General features: G+C 69.2%; 15 protein-coding genes. 13 read left to right on the top strand and 2 right to left on the bottom strand.

From position 1 onward, the window contains the following. Positions 1–4 precede the first annotated feature (4 nt). The 10 genes from MB828_RS14180 to MB828_RS14135 all read left to right on the top strand — a co-directional run bounded on the left by MB828_RS14180 (position 5) and on the right by MB828_RS14135 (position 9,740). Positions 5–1,336 carry an MFS transporter gene (locus tag MB828_RS14180; RefSeq protein WP_301648447.1) on the top strand — a complete coding sequence of 444 codons (1,332 nt, stop codon included), beginning with the start codon at positions 5–7 and terminating at the stop codon, positions 1,334–1,336. Positions 1,337–1,393: 57 nt separating this feature from the next. Next, positions 1,394–1,591, top strand: coding sequence for an MbtH family protein (locus tag MB828_RS14175; protein ID WP_301648446.1), 198 nt, complete (start codon positions 1,394–1,396; stop codon positions 1,589–1,591). Further along, positions 1,588–1,836, top strand: a complete 249-nt coding sequence (locus MB828_RS14170; RefSeq protein WP_301648445.1) for an acyl carrier protein — start codon at positions 1,588–1,590, stop codon at positions 1,834–1,836. The genes MB828_RS14175 and MB828_RS14170 overlap by 4 nt, the downstream gene beginning before the upstream one ends. Then, a complete protein-coding gene (locus MB828_RS14165) occupies positions 1,833–2,768 on the top strand; it encodes a thiamine pyrophosphate-dependent dehydrogenase E1 component subunit alpha (RefSeq protein ID WP_301648444.1) in 936 nt (311 codons plus the stop codon). Before MB828_RS14170 ends, MB828_RS14165 begins: the two co-directional genes overlap by 4 nt. Beyond that, positions 2,765–3,778, top strand: a complete 1,014-nt coding sequence (locus MB828_RS14160) for an alpha-ketoacid dehydrogenase subunit beta (protein WP_301648443.1) — start codon at positions 2,765–2,767, stop codon at positions 3,776–3,778. Before MB828_RS14165 ends, MB828_RS14160 begins: the two co-directional genes overlap by 4 nt. Then, positions 3,775–4,914, top strand: a complete 1,140-nt coding sequence (locus MB828_RS14155; RefSeq protein WP_301648442.1) for a 2-oxo acid dehydrogenase subunit E2 — start codon at positions 3,775–3,777, stop codon at positions 4,912–4,914. Before MB828_RS14160 ends, MB828_RS14155 begins: the two co-directional genes overlap by 4 nt. 5 nt (positions 4,915–4,919) lie before the next feature. Continuing rightward, positions 4,920–6,527, top strand: coding sequence for a hypothetical protein (locus MB828_RS14150; RefSeq protein WP_301648441.1), 1,608 nt, complete (start codon positions 4,920–4,922; stop codon positions 6,525–6,527). Next, a complete protein-coding gene (locus tag MB828_RS14145; protein WP_301648440.1) occupies positions 6,524–7,540 on the top strand; it encodes a 3-oxoacyl-ACP synthase III family protein in 1,017 nt (338 codons plus the stop codon). The genes MB828_RS14150 and MB828_RS14145 overlap by 4 nt, the downstream gene beginning before the upstream one ends. Positions 7,541–7,641: 101 nt before the next feature. Continuing rightward, positions 7,642–9,033: a M1 family metallopeptidase gene (locus MB828_RS14140; RefSeq protein ID WP_301648439.1), complete on the top strand. Its 1,392-nt coding sequence runs from the start codon at positions 7,642–7,644 to the stop codon at positions 9,031–9,033. Between the two features lie 47 nt (positions 9,034–9,080). Further along, positions 9,081–9,740: a trimeric intracellular cation channel family protein gene (locus tag MB828_RS14135; protein ID WP_133027200.1), complete on the top strand. Its 660-nt coding sequence runs from the start codon at positions 9,081–9,083 to the stop codon at positions 9,738–9,740. Here the strand turns inward: MB828_RS14135 and MB828_RS14130 are convergent. Next, complete coding sequence (locus MB828_RS14130) at positions 9,649–10,872, bottom strand: alpha/beta hydrolase (RefSeq protein WP_301648438.1); 1,224 nt, start codon at positions 10,870–10,872, stop codon at positions 9,649–9,651. The genes MB828_RS14135 and MB828_RS14130 overlap by 92 nt on opposite strands. Before the next feature lie 175 nt (positions 10,873–11,047). On the opposite strand from MB828_RS14130, the gene MB828_RS14125 reads away from it, so the two are divergent. Next, positions 11,048–11,911, top strand: a complete 864-nt coding sequence (locus MB828_RS14125; RefSeq protein ID WP_301648437.1) for a thioesterase family protein — start codon at positions 11,048–11,050, stop codon at positions 11,909–11,911. 194 nt (positions 11,912–12,105) lie between these two features. Next, positions 12,106–12,477 carry a hypothetical protein gene (locus MB828_RS14120; protein ID WP_301648436.1) on the top strand — a complete coding sequence of 124 codons (372 nt, stop codon included), beginning with the start codon at positions 12,106–12,108 and terminating at the stop codon, positions 12,475–12,477. 73 nt (positions 12,478–12,550) lie between these two features. On the opposite strand, the gene MB828_RS14115 is transcribed toward MB828_RS14120, so the two are convergent. Beyond that, a complete protein-coding gene (locus tag MB828_RS14115) occupies positions 12,551–13,180 on the bottom strand; it encodes a TetR family transcriptional regulator (RefSeq protein WP_301648435.1) in 630 nt (209 codons plus the stop codon). 121 nt (positions 13,181–13,301) lie between these two features. Here MB828_RS14115 and MB828_RS14110 point away from each other — a divergent pair, with 121 nt between their 5' ends. Continuing rightward, positions 13,302–13,469 (top strand): hypothetical protein, encoded by a 168-nt coding sequence (locus MB828_RS14110; RefSeq protein WP_165941645.1) that lies wholly within the window; start codon positions 13,302–13,304, stop codon positions 13,467–13,469. Positions 13,470–13,483 lie beyond the last annotated feature (14 nt).

Raw genomic sequence — 13,483 nt, 5'->3', positions numbered from 1 at the left:
CGTGATGCACAGGCCGCAAGGCTTCGGTGCCTTCAGCATCATTTGGCTGGGACAGATCGTCTCAGCGGTAGGTACCCGGATGACGGCCTTCGCACTGGGGCTGTGGGTCTGGGAGGAATCAGGGCGTGTGTCGGACATCGCGCTCCTCTCGTTCTGTTCCTTCGCGGCGACCGTGGTCTTCAGCCCGATCGCCGGCCCCCTGATCGACCGTTGGAACAGGCGCCTGACCATCGTCATGAGCGACCTCGGATCACTTGCGGCGACGGGGGCGCTGCTGGTGCTCTTCCTCACCACCACGGTGCACCCGTGGATGCTGTATGCCATCGCGGTGGTGACCGGGGCGTTCCTCGCCTTCCAATATCCCGCGTACGCCGCGGCGATCACGCAGATGATGAAACGCGGGCACTTTCCCCGCGCCAACGCGATGATGTCCCTGGTCCGGTCGCTGCCCGCGGTGGCCGCGCCCACGCTCGCTGCGCTGCTGCTCGCAGTGACCGACATCCAGGTCATCGTCGCCGTCGACACGCTGAGCTATCTGTTCGCCCTCGCCACCGTCTTCGTCGTCGCGATCCCGCAGAACGAGCGCCGGGAGGCGAGCGCGGGCCGGCCCGGCATGTGGCGGGACTCCGCCTTCGGCTTCCGGTACATCCTGCGCCGGCCTCCGCTGGTCTTCCTGCTCGGACTCAGTTTCGTGGTGGGCCTGACCGCGGCAGTCACCTGGACGGTGATGATCCCCTTCATTCTGTCGGAGACCGGTAACAGCTCCGCTCAGGCAGGAGTGGTCCAGACGGTCGGTGCGGTCGGCGGGGTGCTCGGCGGTCTGCTCGTCGGAGCCCTGGGCGGACGCGACGACAAGATGAAGTACGTCCTGGCCGGTGTGATCGGTCTGGGACTTCTGGGCCGCGTGGTGTTCGCATTCGGTGACTCGGTCCTCGTCTGGTCCTTGTCGCTGCTGGTCGGCTGGGGTGCCATCCCGGTCATCGACGGGTACACCCAGTCGATCTGGCAGGAGAAGGTGGACAAGGGGGCGCAGGGCAGGGTCTTCGCCGCCCAGCAGTTCGTCGAGAACCTGTCCATGCCGCTTGCCCTGGGCATGTCAGGTCTGCTGGCCGACCACTTCTTCGTGCCCGGGATGAAGAAGGGCGGAGCTCTCACCGGCTACTTCGGCGGTCTGGTCGGCACCGGCCCGGGAGCCGGCATGGCGCTGATGTGTGTGCTCGGCGGAGGAGTCCTGATGGTGGTCGGGCTGCTCGGCTATCTCGTTCCGCTGATCCGCAGGGTCGAGGTCCTCATCCCCGCCCCCGAGGAGCCCGCGGAGGCCGTGGAGGTCGCCTGACCCGTAAGTGCCACCGTCCGCGAAGTTTTTCCGTACGACAAGTTCGAGGAGTCGACAGTGCACGACAACCCAGCCGAGTCGCGTCATCTCGTCGTCGTGAACGACGAGGAGCAGTACTCCCTGTGGCCCGCGGAACGCGAACTCCCTGCCGGATGGCGGGCCGAAGGCCGTTCCGGAACGAGGGGGGAATGCCTGGACCACATCCAGGACATCTGGCAGGACATGCGTCCGCGCAGTCTGCGGGAGGCACGATGAGCGACATCACGGAAAGCGCCGCCCTCAAGGACGTCATGGGACAGGTACTGGACGTCGATGCGGCGGACCTGCAGGACGACTCCGGACCGAACCAGGTCGCAGGCTGGACCAGCCTCAAGCACCTGGAGCTGGTGGTGTCCCTGGAAGAGGTCTACGGCGTCCAGCTCTCGCAGCAGGACATCAAGGCCATGCGCAGTGTTGCAGCCGTACGCGAGATACTCGCCGCCCACGGGGTGACCGCATGACCACCACGGCAGCTGACCCGACGCGCCTGACGACCGGACTGACCCGGCTCACGGACCGGGATCTCGCGGATCTGCTGATGATCCGCCACTTCGAGTTGGCCCTGCTGGACCTGTTCTCCCAGGGCAGGCTGAACGGCACCACGCACACCTGTCTCGGCCAGGAGTACGTCCCGGTTGCCCTCTACTCTCTGCTGGACGACGGCGATCACATCTTCAGCAACCATCGTGGCCATGGCCACTACCTGGCCCGTTTCCGGGATCCGCACGGCCTGCTCGCGGAGGTGATGGGCCGGCAGGGCGCGGTGTGCAACGGTGTCGGCGGAAGTCAGCACATCTACCGTGACCGCTACCTGTCCACCGGCGTACAGGGTCAGAGCCTGCCTGTCGCCGTGGGCGTGGCCCTGCACCTGCAACGGGCCGAACCCGGACGGCTTGCCGTCGTCCACATCGGCGACGGCACGTGGGGCGAGGGCTCCGTGTACGAGGCCCTCAACATGGCGGCCCTGTGGCAGGCCCCGGTGCTCGTGGTGGTGGAGAACAACGGGATCGCCCAGTCGACGCCCACTGAGAAGGAGATGGCCGGCACGATCGCCGCGCGCGCGGCAGCCTTCGGTGTGGACCACCACCTGGTCGACTCCGTCGACGTCGAGGTGATCAGGCGTGGTCTCGACCCAGTGGTGCAACGAGTGCGCGACCTGCGACGGCCCTGCGTCGTCGAGTTCCTCACCCACCGGGTCGGTCCGCACAGCAAAGGCGACGACTCCAGACCCGCCGAGACGGTCGAGTTCGCCGCCGAACAGGACTGGTACCGCCGCTATCGGTGTGATCACCCCGAGCACTTCGAGGCGGCGGACCGTACTCAGAGGGAACACATGGCTGCCGTCGTACGTGAGATCGAGGGGCGGCCCGCCGCTCGCTGGGAGGACCGATGACCCGGCGCGAACGCGTGGGCGAGAACCTCAATCGGGCCCTGCACACCTTGCTCGACAACGATCCCCGCGCGTATGTGCTCGGCGAGGACATAGCCGACCCCTACGGTGGTGCGTTCAAAGTGACCAAGGGGCTGTCCGAACGCCATCCGGAGCGGGTGATCAGCACACCGCTGAGCGAGAGCGGCATCACCGGCGTCGGAGCCGGGCTCGCCCTGGCCGGGAACCGTCCGGTGGTGGAGATGATGTTCGGGGACTTCGCCTCCCTCGCCTTCGACCAACTGCTCAACTTCGCGAGCAAGTCGGTTTCCATGTACGGCAGGCGGATCCCGCTGAGCATGGTCGTGCGCTGTCCAACCGGCGGCAACCGTGGCTACGGGCCCACCCACAGCCAGAGCCTTCAGAAGCACTTCATAGGCATTCCCGAACTGAGCCTCTACGAGACCACGCCCTTCCACGACAACGAGGACGTGTTCGCGGCCATGCTGAGCCGCGAGCAGCCCTGCGTCCTGTTCGAGGACAAAGTGCTCTACACCCGGCCCCTGTTTTCCGACGGTGTCATCGATGACCTGTTCCACTACGAGGTGGTCGGCGACGACAATCCGACCGCTCACGTCCGGTCGGTGGACGAAGCCGATCCGGACTGGATCTTCGTGGCACCCGGCGGTATGGCCGAACGCGTCGTAGAGGCCATGCGGTCGCTGCTGCTGGAAGAGGAACTGAGCTGCGAGTTGCTCGTGCCCTCGCGCCTGTATCCGTTCGATGTGGCGGATCTGCTTCCGGTGCTGTCCCGGGCACGCAACATCTGTGTGGTGGAGGACGGCACGGCCGGCGGTACCTGGGGTGAGTTGGTGGCCCAGCAGGTGCACACCTGTCTCTGGGGACGCCTGGAACGCCCGGTGCTGCTGCTCAGTGCCGAGCCCAGCATCATTCCGACGGCGGCCCACCTGGAGCGCGAGGTGGTCCTGCAGGACACGGCCATCCACCGGGCGATCGCGGAGGCGACCAAGTGATCGACGTAGAGCTGCCGAAACTCAACAACAACGACACGAGCTATGTGCTGGTGGAGTGGCTCGTGGACGACGGGACGGAAGTGACGACCGGGCAGCCGCTCGTCGTCATTGAGACGTCCAAGGCCCAGGAAGAGATCGAAAGTCCCGGCGAGGGAGTGCTGCACAGTCTGGTCAAACCCGGGCAGGACTGCCGTCCCGGCCAGGTGATCGCCCATGTCTTCGCCTCCGCCGAGGAACGCGCGGAGTTCGTGCGGAACGGGGAGGCTTCGGCGGATGCGGCCGAGCACGATCAGCCGCCCGCGTCCGGGCTGCTGATCACCAAGGACGCGCAGGCGCTGGTCGACGAACACGGTCTTTCCGAGGACGTGCTGCGCGGCGTCGGACGCAAGGTGATCCGGCGGACCGACGTCGAGGCGCTGCTCGCACGCGGCGAGCCGACGGACACGGCCGAGGCCCGGGAGCTGCCGCAGTGGCAGCGGGCGGTCGGTGCCGTCGTCTCCGAGTCGATGCGAACCATCCCGGCAGCGGCTGCCTACGTCCGGGTCGACGTGGACGAGGCCCTGGCTCTCGGCCGGCAGGTGTCCGATCGCGGCGGCACACCGTTCGGGCTGCCGGAGCTGCTGGTCGCGGCGGTGGCCCGGCGACATGCGGGCCACCCTCTGTTCTTCGCCCGCCTGCTCGACGACGGCAACGTCCACATTCCGCCGACCGCGGACGTCGGCGTGACCATGGACCTGGGCAAGGGGCTGTTCGTGCCGGTCGTCCGGGACGCGGCCGCCGTCGGCGCCGAACGGCTCGGCGAGCTGCTGATGGAGTATCGGATCAAGGCGCTGCGCGGAGCCTTCCGAGCGAGTGAACTCACCGACGCGAACATCATGGTGGCGCTGCACAACACCGAGGGCGTGGTGCTGGCCACTCCCATCGTCTTTCCGGGCCAGACATGCGTCGTCTCGCTGGGCGGCACCGAGGAGCGACTCGTCCTGGACGGCGAGGGCCGTCCGGTCGCCAGCCGGTATGTGCACATCGGTCTCGTCTACGACCACCGGGTGGTCAACGGCCGCGACGCGATGGCGTTCCTGCAGGCTCTCAAGGCGGACCTGGAGTCGCCGACGGTCCTCGACGTGGCGGCGGGGTGACCAGGATGGCCGTGCATCCGTCCGCCCCCGACCTGCTGGCGCTGCGGACCCGCTGGACGCGGCTGGCCGGCGACGGCTCCGCTCCCTCAGGGACGAGCGTGCACCTGCTGGCCAGCTACACCATTGATCCGTTGGTGCCGTACACCGGAGTACACCTGCATGACGCGGGTGTGCCCGTCCGCCTGAGCGTCGGGCCCTACCACCAGATTCTCCAGCAGTGCCTGGACGACTCGTCCGAGACCGGTCGCCTGCGGCCCGATGTGCTGGTCGTGGCGCCCCGGCCGGAGGACTTCGCGGGCGGCGATGCCCGTGACCTCGTGGAGATTGCGGACGCAGCGCTCGCCGCGGCACAGCGATGGCGCTCGTGCCTGGTCTTCGTACTGCCCGCGGTGCCGGAACAGCGCCCCTTCGGCATCGGCGACGAGGGCCGTCGCACCGGTACCGCGGCGAGCGCGGCGGCGTTGCGCGAGCACCTGCGGGTGCTGCTCGCGGACCGGCCCAACGTACTGCTGGCCGACGCGGAGCGGGCGGTGCGCGCGGTCGGCGCGGGTGTGGCGCACCGGCCGGTGATGTACCGGCTCGCCCGTGTGCCATACGCGGAGGCGGTCTTCGACCACCTCGGGCGACAGCTCGTCGGCTTGTTGCGGCTCCGGCTGGGCCGGACCCGGCGCGCCGTCGTGCTGGACGTGACCGGTCTAGATGCGGACGGTCTGGCGGAGCTGCGGGAACCGCTGGAGCTACTGCGGCGGCGGGGGCACCGCCTGGCGATCAGGGCCGCGGACCGGTCCCCGCACACCGGCGCGGTGCTGGCCGGAACTCTTCCGGAGCTGCTGGCCGACTCCCGTGTCGAGTTGGTCGCCGACGGGAGACCGCTCGCCGAACAGCTCGCGTCCGTCGCCGCGCGACTGCAGGTGCCGAGCGAGTCGACCATCCTGCTCACGGCGGCTGCCGCTCCCCTCGACGCAGGTCCCGCGGAAATCGTCCGCCTCATCGGCGAGCCCGCCGACTGGACAGCGCACGTGGTGGCCGCCGGGGTGCTCGACGCCCTTCCGGTGCCCGAGGAGCCGGGGGCGGCGCCCCACGGGGTGCCGCCTGAGGGAGACGCGCCGACATACGCGGCAGGCGGTCAGGTGTCATTGGCGGACTTCATCGAGGGACTCGGTGTCCAGGTGACCTTCGACGAGGTCGACCGGGCCCTGGACGACCGTACGAGTGAACTGGTGGCGCGCGCCCACGACTTCACCCTCGGAGAGAACCGGACACCCCACGCGTCGGGGCCCGGTTTCTCCGTGGCCGCGCGGGTCACCGACAGGCTGGGCGACTACGGGACGAGCGCCGTTGCCGCTGTGCACTACGCGGACGCCGTCGCCGAGGTCGACGTGTTCTCCGTGTCGTGCCCCGCCATGGGCCGTGGAGTCGAGGAGCGGGTCCTCTGGGAGATCGTTGCCCGGGCCGACGCCGACGGCTGTCACACCGTCCTGGTCGAGTACGAGGAAACGGGACGCAACCAGGTGGCGGCGGACTTCCTGAGTGCCGCGGCGGAACGCACCTGGAAGGCACCGTCCGGCAGGGAGGTGCGGATGAAGACCGTACGCAAGGAGTCCGACCGGTGACGTACGGCATAGTGGCGCTCGCCCACACACTGGGTGCAGCGGAGAACGTCATCGAAGCGGCCCCCCGTTACACGGCGGACCTGGAACGGATTCGGGACTGGGGCTACCGTGGCTTCCACCGGGCCGAGGACGCGGTCGGCGTGACGGACCTGGCGGTGTCCGCCGGGGCCGCGGCGCTGGCGAAGGCGAACCTGACGGCAGACGAGGTCGACTTGCTGGTCCTGGCCATCCCGGACCTGTCGGAACACCTGTACTGGGACGCCGCTGCCGCCTGTCAGGCCGGCCTGGGCGCGACCCGGGCCGAGGCGGTCCTGGTCAATCAGGCGTGCAGTGGCGGTGTCGTCGCCTTCGACCTCCTGGCAGGTCGCTTCGCGACGCATCCGGACTACCGCGTGGCTCTTCTGGTGACCGCCAGCCGAGTCTGCGAGACGTACAAGAACCGCATGGAGTCCGACACCTCTGTCGCCTCCGACGGTGCGGTCGCCGCGGTGGCGGTGCGTGATCACGACGCCTGCCGCTGGCTGGTCACCGAGACCATCTCGGACGGCAGGTACGCTCAGTTCGCGCTTCTGCCGGGCGGTGGTACCGCCCAGCCGTTCTCACCCCGCCACTCCGATCCCGGAGTGCTGGCGAGCCCGTTCGACCGGATGCAGGACCACTTCGGCCGGGACGTTCGCACGATGCTCGAGTACGCACGCCGTGTCCAGACCAACACCAGGGAAGTCATCGACCGGGCCTGCAAGCGGGCCCAGGTGGACTTCGGTGAGGTGCGACATGTCCTGCACCTCAACGAGAACGCCAAGGCACTCCGGGCCTTCGCCAGGGACCTCGGGCTCGACCTGGAACGCACCAATGCCGAACTGGCGATGGAACACGGCCACCTGGGCACGGCCGACCAGCTCTTCGCTCTCCAGCGGCTGCTCGACGACGGCCGTCTCGACCGCGGTGAACTCGTGGCACTGACCAGCACGGGCACCGGCATGCACTGGGCGTGCACGATACTGCGCACTTAGAAGGAACATGACAATGAGGTAAAGGCATCTGCATGTTTTGTTTGCAGAGTGCAGAGTCGTCCGTGTCCGTCCACTGACCGGCACGCTCGAAAGGGACGACCATGCGCCTCTCCCGTTCGGCACGTCTGGCGGCTGTCGCGACCGCGGCAGCCGCCTCCTTCGTCATCGCCGCCGCCCCCGCCCCCACCCCGGGCGCCGACGGCATCGGCGACCCCTACTTCCCGCAGCTCGGCAACGGCGGTTTCGACGCCCGCCACTACGACCTCGACATCGCCTACACTCCCGACACCGGCCGCCTGGACGGCCGTACGACGATCACCGCGCGCGCCACCCAGAACCTCTCGTCCTTCGACCTCGACCTCCAGAAACTGGACGTCACCCGGATCGAAGTGAACGGCAGACGCGCCGAGTTCACGCGCAGCGGCGACGAGATCACCGTCACCCCGCGGAACGCCCTCGCCAAGGGCCGGGAGTTCACCGTCGCCGTGACCTACGGCGGGACGCCCGTGCCCCTCAACGGACCCATCGTCTTCGGCTCCGACTACGGCTGGATGAAGACCCCCGACGGTGTCTTCGTCGCCTGCGAGCCCAACGCGGCCTCCACCTGGTTCCCGTCCAGCGACCACCCCTCCGACAAGGCGACCTACGACATCCGGGTCAAGGCGCCCAAGGGTCTGACCGCGGTCTCCAACGGCCGGCTCGTCTCGACGTACGACAAGGGCGACTCGACGTACACCCACTGGCGCGAGGGCAAGCCGATGGCGACCTACCTCGCCACCGCCACCATCGGGAAGTTCGACGTCCGGACCGGGAAGACCCCCTCCGGCATACCGGTCTACGTGGCCATCGACCCGACCCTCGCGAACAGCAACAGCGTCGACGTGTACGCCGTCACCGCGGCCGCCACCGACTACTGGGCCTCGCTCTTCGGCCCGTACCCCTTCGAGGAGACCGGCGCGATCGTCGACGACATGCCGCAGGCGGGGTTCTCGCTGGAGGTGCAGAGCAAGCCGGCCTACTCGGCGGTGCGCAACGAGACGACGATCGTGCACGAGCTGGCCCACCAGTGGTTCGGCGACTCGGTGAGCGTGGCGCAGTGGAAGGACATCTGGCTCAACGAGGGCTTCGCCACCTACGCCCAGTGGCTGTGGGCCGAGCACCAGGGCACCAGGTCGGCCCACGACTCGTTCCTGGCCGCCTACAACGCCCGGGCCGCCGACAACCCCTTCTGGGGGATCACCGTCGCCGACCCGCAGCGCGACACCATGTTCGCCTCGGCCGTCTACCAGCGCGGCGCCATGACTCTCCAGATGCTGCGCGAACGGATCGGCGACACCGCCTTCTTCCGCCTCCTGCCCGCCTGGACGAAGCTGCACCGCTACGGCAACGCCGACACCGCCGACTTCATCCGGCTCGCGGAGAAGATCTCCGGACAGCAGCTGGACGACCTGTTCCAGACCTGGCTCTTCACCACGGGCAAGCCGACCCTGTAGGCCTGGCTTTGTAAGGTGCATGCACCCTGGCGGTCCACAATGTCAGGGTGCAGCTCCAGCAACTCTTCTCCCCGTCCGTCCAGCACACCCTCGACGTCATCGGCATCTTCGTCTTCGCCATCTCCGGCGCCCTGCTGGCCGTCCGCAAGAACTTCGACGTCTTCGGCATCGCGGTGCTGGCCGAGGTCACCGCGCTGGGCGGCGGGATCTTCCGGGACGTGATCATCGGGGCGGTGCCCCCGGCCGCCTTCACGGACCTGGGGTACTTCCTCACCCCGCTCATCGCCGCCCTGGTGGTCTTCTTCCTGCATCCGCACGTCGAGCGGACGCAGTCGGCGGTCCTGGTGTTCGACGCGGCCGGCCTCGGTCTGTTCGCCGTCAGCGGTACCACGAAGGCGTACTCCTACGGCCTGAACCTCACCGCCTCCGCGGCCCTGGGCCTGGCCACCGCGGTCGGCGGCGGCGTGCTCAGGGACGTCCTCGCCAACGAGGTCCCCTCGCTGCTGCGCTGGGACCGCGACCTGTACGCGGTCCCAGCGATCGTCGGGGCGACGACGGTGGTGCTGTGCATCCATTACGACGCGCTGACCCCGTTCACCAGCGGGCTCGCGGTGGTCACCGCTTTCGTACTGCGCCTGCTCGCGATGCGGTACCACTGGCGAGCGCCGCGTGCGTGGAACCGGCGCTCGACGGTTCGGGAGGAGTAGTGGAGCGGCCTCTGACGTGGCTCTGGCCCATGTTCACCGTGAGCCACTCGAACACGGTCGTCACCTGGGGCCGCCACAGCGCCATGTTGTGGCCGCCGTCGCTGCGCGGCAGGTACACCACGTGCACGGTGGTCGGTGCCTTGGCGATCTGTTCGAGCGCCACCCCGGCCTGGTAGCCGTCCCCGGACTCGCCGGAGAGGTAGAGGGCGATCGGGGGCGGGCTGACCGCCTTCCTCAGCAGCAGGTAGGGGTTGTTCTGCTCGCGCAGGGTCAGGCTCTGCGCGGCGAGCGAGTTGCGTTCGCCGATCGGGTCGTTGTAACCGGACAGGCTGACCGCGGCCCGGTAGCGGTCCGGGTGGGCGACGGCCAGCTTGACCGCGCAGTGCGCGCCGGCCGAGTAGCCGGCGGTGGCCCAGTTCGCGGGGGCGGCGGCGGCCCGGAAGTTGTCGGTCACCATCTTCGGGACGTCGATGCTCAGCCAGCTGTCGGCGTTGACCGTGCCCGGGATGTTGGCGCAGCCGGTGTCCACGCCGGCCAGCAGGTTGGTGCGCGGCGCGACCAGGATGAAGGGCGCGACCCGGCCGCTCCTCATCAGCGGCTCCAGCTGCTGGGTCACCTTCATCGAGCCGAACCAGGCCTTGGCCGAGCCGGGGTAGCCCGGCAGCAGCTCCACGACCGGGAACCTGTGGTTCCTGTACTTCGGCTCGCCGTACTGGGGCGGCAGCCACACGTAGACCTCGGCGTTCACCCCGGAGATCCGGCCCTTGAGCTGGGTGACCCGCACCCCGCGCATGCCCGGTCCGCTGGCCGCGGTGAAGGACTGCTTCACCTTGGGCAGCGTTTTCAGCGCTATGCCACCGGTACCGTCGCGGCCGAGGTTCGCGGCCTGCTGGACGTGGTTGCCGGTGCCGAGGAGGTCGGCCCAGTTGTCGTACAGGTTGTTCTGGTTGTTGACCAGTACGAAGATCAGGGTCACCGCCGTGGCCTGGGCGAACAGCAGCATCAGGACCCGGGCCGCGGTACGCACGGCCTGGGGCCCCCGCATCCTCGACCACAGGAAGAGCGGCAGTATGAGGGCGACCACCGACAGGACGATGGTCGTGTAGAGGAACGGAGTCCCGGTGAGGCTCATGTCCCCATAGAGGGGAGTTCCCGGGTCCGGGTTACGGACGTGTCCGGACACTTACCTAGAAATTGCCGGAACCTCACTCGGGCGACGGATCCCTTACCGGTGGGTCACTGCCGGGTCACCGCCGGGTCGCTCACAAAAGCTACCGCTTAGTAATCACTTCTTGTACTGTTCAGGCATGTCAGAAGCAGCAACCATGCGGGCCCTGATCGGCGACAGCGAGTTCGACCGCGACACCGCGGTCACCCGGCGTGCCCCGGGTGTCTACGACATCGACCTCTCGGCCGGCTGGACCATCATCAGCGCCGTCAACGGCGGCTATCTGCTGGCCGTGCTCGGCCGGGCCCTCGCGGACGCGCTGCCGCACCCGGACCCGTTCACCGTCTCCGCGCACTACCTGACCGCCTCCCAGCCGGGCCCGGCCGTGATCCGCACGGACACCGTGCGCGCCGGCCGCACCCTCTCCACCGGCCAGGCCTCCCTCTTCCAGTACGACGACGAGGGCAACGAGGTGGAACGCATCCGCGTCCTGGCCTCCTACGGCGACCTCGACGCCCTCCCCGACGACGTCCGTACGACCGCCGTCCCGCCCGTCATCCCGCCCATGGACCAGTGCTTCGGCCCCGAGGACGGGCCCGCCCCGGTGGACGGCAGCTCAGCCATCACCGACCGGCTGATGCTCAAGCTGGACCCGTCGACCCTGGGCTGGGCCCTCGGCGCGCCCTCCGGCAAGGGGGAGATGCGCTCCTGGTTCGGCCTCGCGGACGGCCGTGACCCCGACCCGCTCTCGCTCCTCCTCGCGGTCGACGCGCTGCCGCCCACCGCCTTCGAGATCGGCCTCACGGGCTGGGTCCCCACGGTCGAACTCACCGTCCACGTCCGGCACCGGCCGGCGCCGGGGCCGCTCCGGGTCTCCATCACCACCCGCAACCTGGCCGGCGGCTTCCTGGAGGAGGACGCCGAGGTCTGGGACAGCGCGGACCGACTCGTCGCCCAGTCACGGCAGTTGGCCCGGGTCCGGCTGGGCTCCGGCCGCGGCTGACCCACGGTTCTGTCACGGGCCTGTACCAGCGGGTAGACCGCCGTCACCGGGGAACGCGCAGGTCAGCGCGGTGACTTGGGTAGCGCTTTACCCGAATCACAGGCTGGGGACAGTGCGGGCCCAAGTTCGCCCTAAGCGCCCTTGGTTGAGTGCCACGCCTCAGGACTCCCTCATCCTTTACGGAGTTGGCTCTCATGAAGCGTGTACGTCTCGTCCCCGCGGTGGCCCTGCTCGCCGTGTCTCCGCTGCTGCTGACCGCGTGCGGTTCGGGCGACTCGTCGTCCTCCTCCGGCAGTGGCAACTCCGGCCAGTCGCAGTCCTGTCAGCAGCCCTCGGGCATGCCGACCGGCAACGCGTCCGGCCGTCCCAGCGGCGCCCCCTCGGGTGCCCCCACCGGCACGGCCAAGCCGACCGGCACCCCCAGCGGGATGCCGAGCGGCGGACCGGGCGGCGGCGGCCAGGGCGGCCCCGGCGGCGGTCAGGGCGGCGGCTGCGGCGGCCCCGGCGGGGGCGGTGCGGCCCCCAGCGGCGCCCCCACCCAGCAGGCCCAGGCCACCAAGAGCTGACACCGGGCCCGTACGCCAGGGGCGGTGTGTCCGACGACCGGACGCACCGCCCCTTCGCGTTGCCGGACGGCCCCTAGTCCAGCCAGTGCTGGCGGCCGAGGCTGATCAGTCTCATCTGGCGGGCGGCGATGTGGGCGACGCGCTGCCGGGCCGCCTCCGAGGGCTCCGGCGACTCCAGGGTCTCCAGGAACAGCGAGGCGGTGATGAGCATCTGGTCCACGTAGAGGTGGGCGAGCATCAGCAGGTCCTCGTCGCTCCACCCCTCGGCCTCGGGGTCCTTGGCCAGCTCGGTCTTGACCTCCTCGGCGAACCGGGCCAGTTGCTCCCGGATCGCCTGCCGCACCGGCTGCACCCCGCCGTGCCGCTCCCGGGCGATGAACCGGACGTGCGCCGGATGCGCGGCCACGTGGTCGGCGATCAGCCGCACGGCCCGGGTGATGCGCTCCGCGCCCGGCGTGGCGACCGTCGTGCGGACCATGGGGTGCAGACTGCCCAGCGCCTCGTCGACGAGGGCGACACCGAGGTCGGCGGTGGAGCGGAAGTGCCGGTAGAAGGCGGTCGGGGCGACTCCGACGGCCCGGGTGACCTCCCGCAGGCCCAGGCTGCTCAGGCTCTGCTCCTCCAGCAGGGCGAGCGCCGCGTCCAGGAAGGCCTGGCGGGTCTTCTGCTTCTGGGCCTGTCGGATGCCAACGGTGTGACTCATGTCATCCAGTTAACAACTGTTCTCCGGAATTGAAAAGCCGTCGGGGTTGCTAGACTCGAAGTCAGTGAACAACTGTTACTACAACCGTTCACCCAAATTTAACGGAGGGGGATCGAAACCCATGCTGTTCCTCGTCGCCGCACTCATGCTGCTCGGCGTGGTGCTGGGCACCGTGGCCCACGCGCCGCTCGACGTCACCGTGGCCCTGGCCGCCGTCATCGCCGTCTGGCTGGCCGTCTTCGCGGTCCGCGAGCGCATCGCCCGCCACCGCCGCACCTCGGCCAACTGACCCCCGTCCCCGCT

The sequence above is a fragment of the Streptomyces arenae genome, from assembly GCF_022343545.1.
Classification (GTDB): Bacteria; Actinomycetota; Actinomycetes; order Streptomycetales; family Streptomycetaceae; genus Streptomyces; species Streptomyces humi.
The sequence above is the reverse complement of the archived record's forward strand: the minus strand, read 5'-3'. Positions and strand labels throughout refer to the sequence as shown.

Excerpts from the sequence above, each read along its gene's own strand:
- MB828_RS14125 (WP_301648437.1), top strand. The coding sequence starts at position 11,048 with ATGTCAGAAGCAGCAACCATGCGGGCCCTGATCGGCGACAGCGAGTTC.
- MB828_RS14150 (WP_301648441.1), top strand. The coding sequence starts at position 4,920 with ATGGCCGTGCATCCGTCCGCCCCCGACCTGCTGGCGCTGCGGACCCGC.
- MB828_RS14170 (WP_301648445.1), top strand. The coding sequence starts at position 1,588 with ATGAGCGACATCACGGAAAGCGCCGCCCTCAAGGACGTCATGGGACAG.
- MB828_RS14165 (WP_301648444.1), top strand. The coding sequence starts at position 1,833 with ATGACCACCACGGCAGCTGACCCGACGCGCCTGACGACCGGACTGACC.
- MB828_RS14130 (WP_301648438.1), bottom strand. The coding sequence starts at position 10,872 with ATGAGCCTCACCGGGACTCCGTTCCTCTACACGACCATCGTCCTGTCG.
- MB828_RS14180 (WP_301648447.1), top strand. The coding sequence starts at position 5 with ATGCACAGGCCGCAAGGCTTCGGTGCCTTCAGCATCATTTGGCTGGGA.
- MB828_RS14120 (WP_301648436.1), top strand. The coding sequence starts at position 12,106 with ATGAAGCGTGTACGTCTCGTCCCCGCGGTGGCCCTGCTCGCCGTGTCT.
- MB828_RS14115 (WP_301648435.1), bottom strand. The coding sequence starts at position 13,180 with ATGAGTCACACCGTTGGCATCCGACAGGCCCAGAAGCAGAAGACCCGC.
- MB828_RS14110 (WP_165941645.1), top strand. The coding sequence starts at position 13,302 with ATGCTGTTCCTCGTCGCCGCACTCATGCTGCTCGGCGTGGTGCTGGGC.
- MB828_RS14140 (WP_301648439.1), top strand. The coding sequence starts at position 7,642 with ATGCGCCTCTCCCGTTCGGCACGTCTGGCGGCTGTCGCGACCGCGGCA.
- MB828_RS14160 (WP_301648443.1), top strand. The coding sequence starts at position 2,765 with ATGACCCGGCGCGAACGCGTGGGCGAGAACCTCAATCGGGCCCTGCAC.